6 protein-coding genes are annotated in these 5,343 nt (G+C 67.6%); all 6 read left to right on the top strand.

Annotation, left to right across the window (positions count from 1 at the left end; all coding sequences use genetic code 11):
- Positions 1–450 (top strand): helix-turn-helix domain-containing protein (locus KZA10_RS07445; RefSeq protein WP_218682544.1); only part of this gene is annotated, 450 nt, incomplete at its 5' end.
- 497 nt (positions 451–947) lie between these two features.
- Positions 948–1,814 carry a hypothetical protein gene (locus tag KZA10_RS07440; protein ID WP_218682543.1) on the top strand — a complete coding sequence of 289 codons (867 nt, stop codon included), beginning with the start codon at positions 948–950 and terminating at the stop codon, positions 1,812–1,814.
- Positions 1,811–2,878, top strand: coding sequence for a ParB N-terminal domain-containing protein (locus tag KZA10_RS07435; RefSeq protein ID WP_218682542.1), 1,068 nt, complete (start codon positions 1,811–1,813; stop codon positions 2,876–2,878). The genes KZA10_RS07440 and KZA10_RS07435 overlap by 4 nt, the downstream gene beginning before the upstream one ends.
- A 79-nt stretch (positions 2,879–2,957) precedes the next feature.
- Positions 2,958–3,653 carry a hypothetical protein gene (locus tag KZA10_RS07430; protein ID WP_218682541.1) on the top strand — a complete coding sequence of 232 codons (696 nt, stop codon included), beginning with the start codon at positions 2,958–2,960 and terminating at the stop codon, positions 3,651–3,653.
- Positions 3,654–3,659: 6 nt separating this feature from the next.
- Positions 3,660–4,835 (top strand): M23 family metallopeptidase, encoded by a 1,176-nt coding sequence (locus KZA10_RS07425; RefSeq protein ID WP_218682540.1) that lies wholly within the window; start codon positions 3,660–3,662, stop codon positions 4,833–4,835.
- Positions 4,835–5,101: a DUF6112 family protein gene (locus KZA10_RS07420; protein WP_218682539.1), complete on the top strand. Its 267-nt coding sequence runs from the start codon at positions 4,835–4,837 to the stop codon at positions 5,099–5,101. The genes KZA10_RS07425 and KZA10_RS07420 overlap by 1 nt, the downstream gene beginning before the upstream one ends.
- Positions 5,102–5,343 lie beyond the last annotated feature (242 nt).

Here is a 5,343-nt window from a genome sequence, read left to right as displayed (position 1 = left end):
GGCGAGGGCCGTGAAGCGGTTGAACTGATAGCTCAGATGGTTGACGGGGCCGGGAAATCGGCGAGCCACGAACGGGATGGCGAAGTCGCGCGTCGGAGTGAGGAAGGGGAGTGGGAGCGAGGCGACGTCGCCGCGATCCCGCCGCTGGTGCTGCTGTCGATCACGCACCTCACCGTCATCCTCACCCGCCCAACCCAAACACCCACCGCTCAGACCCTCGAAGAGGTGCCCGTTGGCGTCACCCATGAAGAAGCGGTCGATGTGCGGCCGGTGTTGGAGCCTGCCGCCCCCGCTCTGCTGGTCGGTGATCGGCATGCGGAAGCAGTGCAGTTGCGAGAGGTGGAGGGGTGGTCGAACAAGCGAATCGCCCGACATATGGGCGTGCATCCCTCGACCGTGGGCCGCTGGTTCACCCCGACCGGCAGCGAGACGAGGGAAGAGTCGCCGTGAACGAGCATGCGGAGGCAGAGCACACCGAGGCCCCGGAAGCACGACACGAAGTGGCGGAGGGCTCAGATGCTGAGCGGTCGGCGTTCGCAGTGCATCGCGACCCGTCACTCTCGCCGACTGGCGCCCAATCACGTATGGGGCGAGGGATCGCGTGGGTGCGGCCGTCCGATCTGATTGCATCGAGTACCGCCCGGCTCGCGGGACGCGGCATCGACTTTCAGACGGAGCTCGCGCATCGTGTCCGAAAAGTCCCCGGCCAGACGTATCGTGCGACCCGGGACCGGGCACGCGATGCCCGTGATCGACGCGCTGCCCGTGCTGTCTCGGAGTCGTCGGTGTTCGAGTCGTTCGACGTGTTCGAGCCGCAAGATCGCCCCCGGTCGTCGTCGTGGGTGCGGCCGTCGGGGATCGGGCTGGGGTGAACCGCCGTGGACAGGAAACGGTGGGACGGCGCTGGCGGGGAGCGGGTGCGCACCTTCCTGTCAGGAGGTGCCACCATGCCACAACCCCACACCCCAGGACGCAACCAGCGCCGGCAGGGATTCGAGAACTCAGAACGGCTCCGCGAACTCCTCACCCGGCTCCACACGGACGGGCCTGCCGCGTGGAGGCGTGACCCGGAGGCGGCGGCGCTCATGCGGCACGCCGCCGACAAGTATGCCGCGCTCGCCCGCAAGCACGGGCTCGATCCGTGGGAGGCCGCGGGCGCGGCGTTCGAGGCGATGCGCACCGCCTCCGTCCGGCGGGCCGACGATCCGTGGGCGGTGATCACCCGTGCCGTGCAGATCACCTGCATCGCGGAAAACCGCGCCAACGGACTGCTCTGCTCCGTGCATCAGGCACGCCGGCCCCGGTACTCGAGCTTCCATGATGCTGAACGATTCTCCGACCGGGAGAACCCCCTCACCGACTACCACCCTGCGTTCCGCGCTGAGCCGTTCCTGACCGACGACGAGGACGACGGCGAAGCGATTGACGAGTCGGGGTCGACGGGGGTGGATTCCGCTGTCGAGGACACGATCGCGTTGCTGTGCTGGCACGGGTGGGAGCCCGAGATCGCGCGTGCCGCGGTCGAGTGCATCTGCGCCCGCCTCGCCGAGTCCGTCTCCCGGGCAGGAGCGTACGAGTCGCTGCGGCGGGATCGTCACGCCCGCGCACTACTCGACATCCCCGCCCCCTCCTGGTATCGGCTACTGCGGATCATCCTCGGAAGCCCAGACGCCCACCTGACCGGCACCAGTGCGAGCCGCGGCGTGCTGTTGCGACTGCTGATCGGTGAATCCTTGCGGCATCTCGTGGACGACACGGGGCTCGGCGCGGCTATCAAGGTTGCCGCACCCGGGGTCATGCGAGGTCGACCATGAGCGAGCCAGGACACATCGAGCTGGAGCGGTCTGTCGGTTCGATCTGGGCCGGTCGCCGGCACCGGGAAGACTACGGTGACCTCGACCCCCTGGTGGGCTCGATCACCCGCGACGGTCTGTTGCAGCCGATCACGATCACACCCGACGGGATGCTAATCTGCGGCGCCCGCCGCTTGGCAGCGATCCGCCGTCTCGGATGGAAGACCGTGAACGTGTGGGTGCGTTCCGGCATTTCCACCACCCTGGGTCTGCTCCTCGCCGAGCAGGACGACAACCTGCTCCACAAGCCCCTCACCCGCACCGAGGAAGCCACCCTCTATGCCGAGTTGAAGGCGCTCATGGTCGAGGATGCGGCGGGCCGGCAGGAAGCGTCACGGTTCACTTCGAACCAAGAAAACCCCAGGTCAAACGGTGCCGCCACGGTGGCGACACCGCAGAAGGGCGAAACGCGGCGGCAAGCGGCGCTGATGGTCACTGGCCGCAACGCCTACACCTCGCTGGAACGCATCAACGACCTGCAACGCCTCGCCTCTGACCCCGCCGAGACGGAGGATGTGTGGCAGCGAGCACAGGAGGAGCTTGACCGGATCGACGCGGGCGGGTCGATCACCGGGGCCGGGCACCGCATTCGCGCCGCTCGGGCGCTCGCCGAACTCGACACCCTCGCTGGCGACTCCGCACAACCCGCCGGTATCCGCGATACCGCCGCAGCCAGCGCTGCCCGCCTGCGAGAGCTCGAACACACCGCGAGGCCAGCAGATTTGGAACGGCTGGCCGAACTCGCCGTTGAGCGAGCGAAGACCGCGACCAAGAAACGCCCCGCGCAACTCGCGAAAGCGCGACTCCACGCCGTCGAAGAACCCGTGCGTGAGTTCCTGCCAGTGAGGTCGTTCGTCTACCTCTGGGACGAGCTCTCCACCTGGACCGAACGCTACGACCCAGACGCGATCGGCCCGGCATTGTCAGGCGAGCAGTGGTCGATGTTCGAGCACGCCGTCGCCGCCACGGTCGCGTTCCTCGATGCCACACGTGTGGCACGGAACGCTCGTCGCGACACTGCCTGAACCCTCCCACACGCCGCTTGTTGCTGAGTGGTTTGGTGCACCTGTCTGGTGATCCACATTCACCCGGAAGGACACCAGGATGGACCCCACCGATCGCCGCCGCCGCACCTTGCTCATCGCCACCATCGCAGGCGGCCTGATCCTCATCCTGCTCATCGGTGTCGGTGTGTACGGGCTCATCCGAGGACCCCAACCCGCCGAGCCCCTGCCCGCGACCGCGACGGGCGAGCCGAGCGCCACGAGTCCCACGCACATACCCGCCGAACCGGAGCCGGTGACCGCGCTCGGCGGGCCGGAAGAGTTCGCGGTGGCGGTGGCGGTGGCATTGTTCACCTGGGATACGACCAGCGGCTATGGGCCGGCCGATTATGCGCAGATGCTCGCCGATGTCACCGCCGACACGGAGGCTGACGCGGCAGCCTCCGATGTTCGCGCCTATCTGCCGACCCCGGAGGCGTGGGCGCAGTTGCGCACGCACCAGACGCGGCAGTGGCTCACCATCGACACGATCGAGATTCCCGTCGCGTGGGAGGACGCGGTCGTGCAGGCTTCGCCGGGGCAGATTCCCGACGGCACGGTCGCGTACACGATCACCGGCACCCGCCACCGCGACGGCTACTGGGGCGCCGACCCCGTAACGACCACACATCCGGTCGCGTTCACGGTGTTCCTCACCTGCACCCCCGAACGAAGCCCGGCTCCGGCGCCTGGCGATCCGATCATCGAGACTTGTGCGTTGTTGCGGCTGTCGCAGCTCAACAACCCGCTGCAGTAGCCGGCCATGCTTCACAAACTCCTCGCCGCCCTCGCAGTCGCCGCCGTCTGCTTCGGCCCCGCGACTGTGCTCCTCTCTGTCGCCGTCCTCGCCAACCCCGCCATCGCCGCGTGCGCCCCCGGCTCACTGATCGTCGGACCGATTCCCGACTCGCTGACCGCGACCACGAAGAACGGGGAGACGGTGACGCTGAACCGTCAGCAACTCACCCACGCCGCGACCATCATCACCGTCGGCGGGCACACCGATAGCGTCGGCCGTCCCGGTGTCGTGATCGCCCTGATGGCTGCGCTCACCGAGTCGCATCTGCGGATGCTCGCCAACACCGGCACCTACCCCGACTCGGCGAACCACCCCAACGACGGGGACGCCTCCGATCACGACTCCCTCGGCCTGTTCCAGATGCGACCGCAAGCCGGGTGGGGCACCATCGCGGAGCTCATGGACCCGAACTACCAGTCCCGCGCGTTCTACGGCGGACCCACCGGACCCAACTACCCCTCACCCCGTGGTCTGCTCGACATCCCCGGATGGCTGCAACTCGACCCCGGCGAAGCCGCCCAGGCGGTTGAGGTGTCGGCGTACCCGGACAGGTACCAGAACTATCAGCCGGTCGCCGAAGCGATCCTCACTGCACTCACAAAGCCGGCCCCGTCAGGCGGTGGAGGTAACGGCGCGGTCGTGGTGCCGGAGACCACGCGGGTCGTGTTCCCGCTGCCGGAGGGCACATGGGTTCGTACCAGCCCGTTCGGGTCGCGCACCGACCCCATGAGCGGCGAGCAGGCATTCCACTCCGGGAGTGACTTCGGAGCCGTCGACGGCACCCCGATCTACGCCGTCGCTGACGGGATCGTGACCCACGCCGGGTACACCGGCAACTGGGGTGGGCTGATCATCATCGAACACACCGTCGGCGGAGAACGCATCGCGTCCTACTACGCCCATATGTGGGAGCACGGCATCCACGTCACCGAAGGCATGACCATCACCGCAGGGCAACACATCGGCGATGTCGGATCGTCCGGGAAGTCCACCGGACCCCACCTGCACCTCGAAATGCGTCCCGGTGGCACCGGTCAGCCCGCGATCGACGCCGACCAGTGGCTCACCGACCACGGCGCCGAAGGCATCACCGGCTGCACCTCACGCGCGACCTGCACCCTGAACGGGGGCGGGCGCTGATGGACGTGTTTCCCGACTTCGGCGGTGTCGGCGCCGCCGACGACCTTCGAATGGTGATCGGCGCCCTGTTGATGTTCGTGCTCATCATCGCCGTGCTCATGCTGGTCGTTTCCGCGATCATCTGGGCCATCTCCTCCTCAACCGGCAACGCCCATACCGCCACCAAAGCCCGCCTCGGCGCCTGGGTCGCCATCGGCACCGCAGGCCTCGCCGGAGCCGGTGTCGCCTGGATCAACTTCCTCCTCGGCGTCGGCGGGCGCCTCTAGACGTGGTGGCGGCGGAGGTAACGAGATAGCAGTCTTCCTAGAACGGGAGCGCAGTCGAGGAAATGTCTGGAGATGTTGACGACTCGAGTGCAGTGTCGTCTTGCCATTCGGTCTTGATGGGACTGCTGCACGAATAGGTGACAGGTTGTAGTCACGCCGCCAGTGCGGCGGTCGTGTTCATGATGGTCTCGAACTCGATGGGCGTCAAACGGCCCAGGCGGAGTTGGCGCCTCCGGCGGTGG

This window comes from Microbacterium sp. BF1 (assembly GCF_019279095.1).
In the GTDB taxonomy this organism is placed as follows: domain Bacteria; phylum Actinomycetota; class Actinomycetes; order Actinomycetales; family Microbacteriaceae; genus Microbacterium; species Microbacterium maritypicum.
The sequence above is the reverse complement of the archived record's forward strand: the minus strand, read 5'-3'. Positions and strand labels throughout refer to the sequence as shown.

Coding starts and splice junctions, on each gene's coding strand:
- KZA10_RS07440 (WP_218682543.1), top strand. CDS start 948: ATGCCACAACCCCACACCCCAGGACGCAACCAGCGCCGGCAGGGATTC.
- KZA10_RS07435 (WP_218682542.1), top strand. CDS start 1,811: ATGAGCGAGCCAGGACACATCGAGCTGGAGCGGTCTGTCGGTTCGATC.
- KZA10_RS07430 (WP_218682541.1), top strand. CDS start 2,958: ATGGACCCCACCGATCGCCGCCGCCGCACCTTGCTCATCGCCACCATC.
- KZA10_RS07425 (WP_218682540.1), top strand. CDS start 3,660: ATGCTTCACAAACTCCTCGCCGCCCTCGCAGTCGCCGCCGTCTGCTTC.
- KZA10_RS07420 (WP_218682539.1), top strand. CDS start 4,835: ATGGACGTGTTTCCCGACTTCGGCGGTGTCGGCGCCGCCGACGACCTT.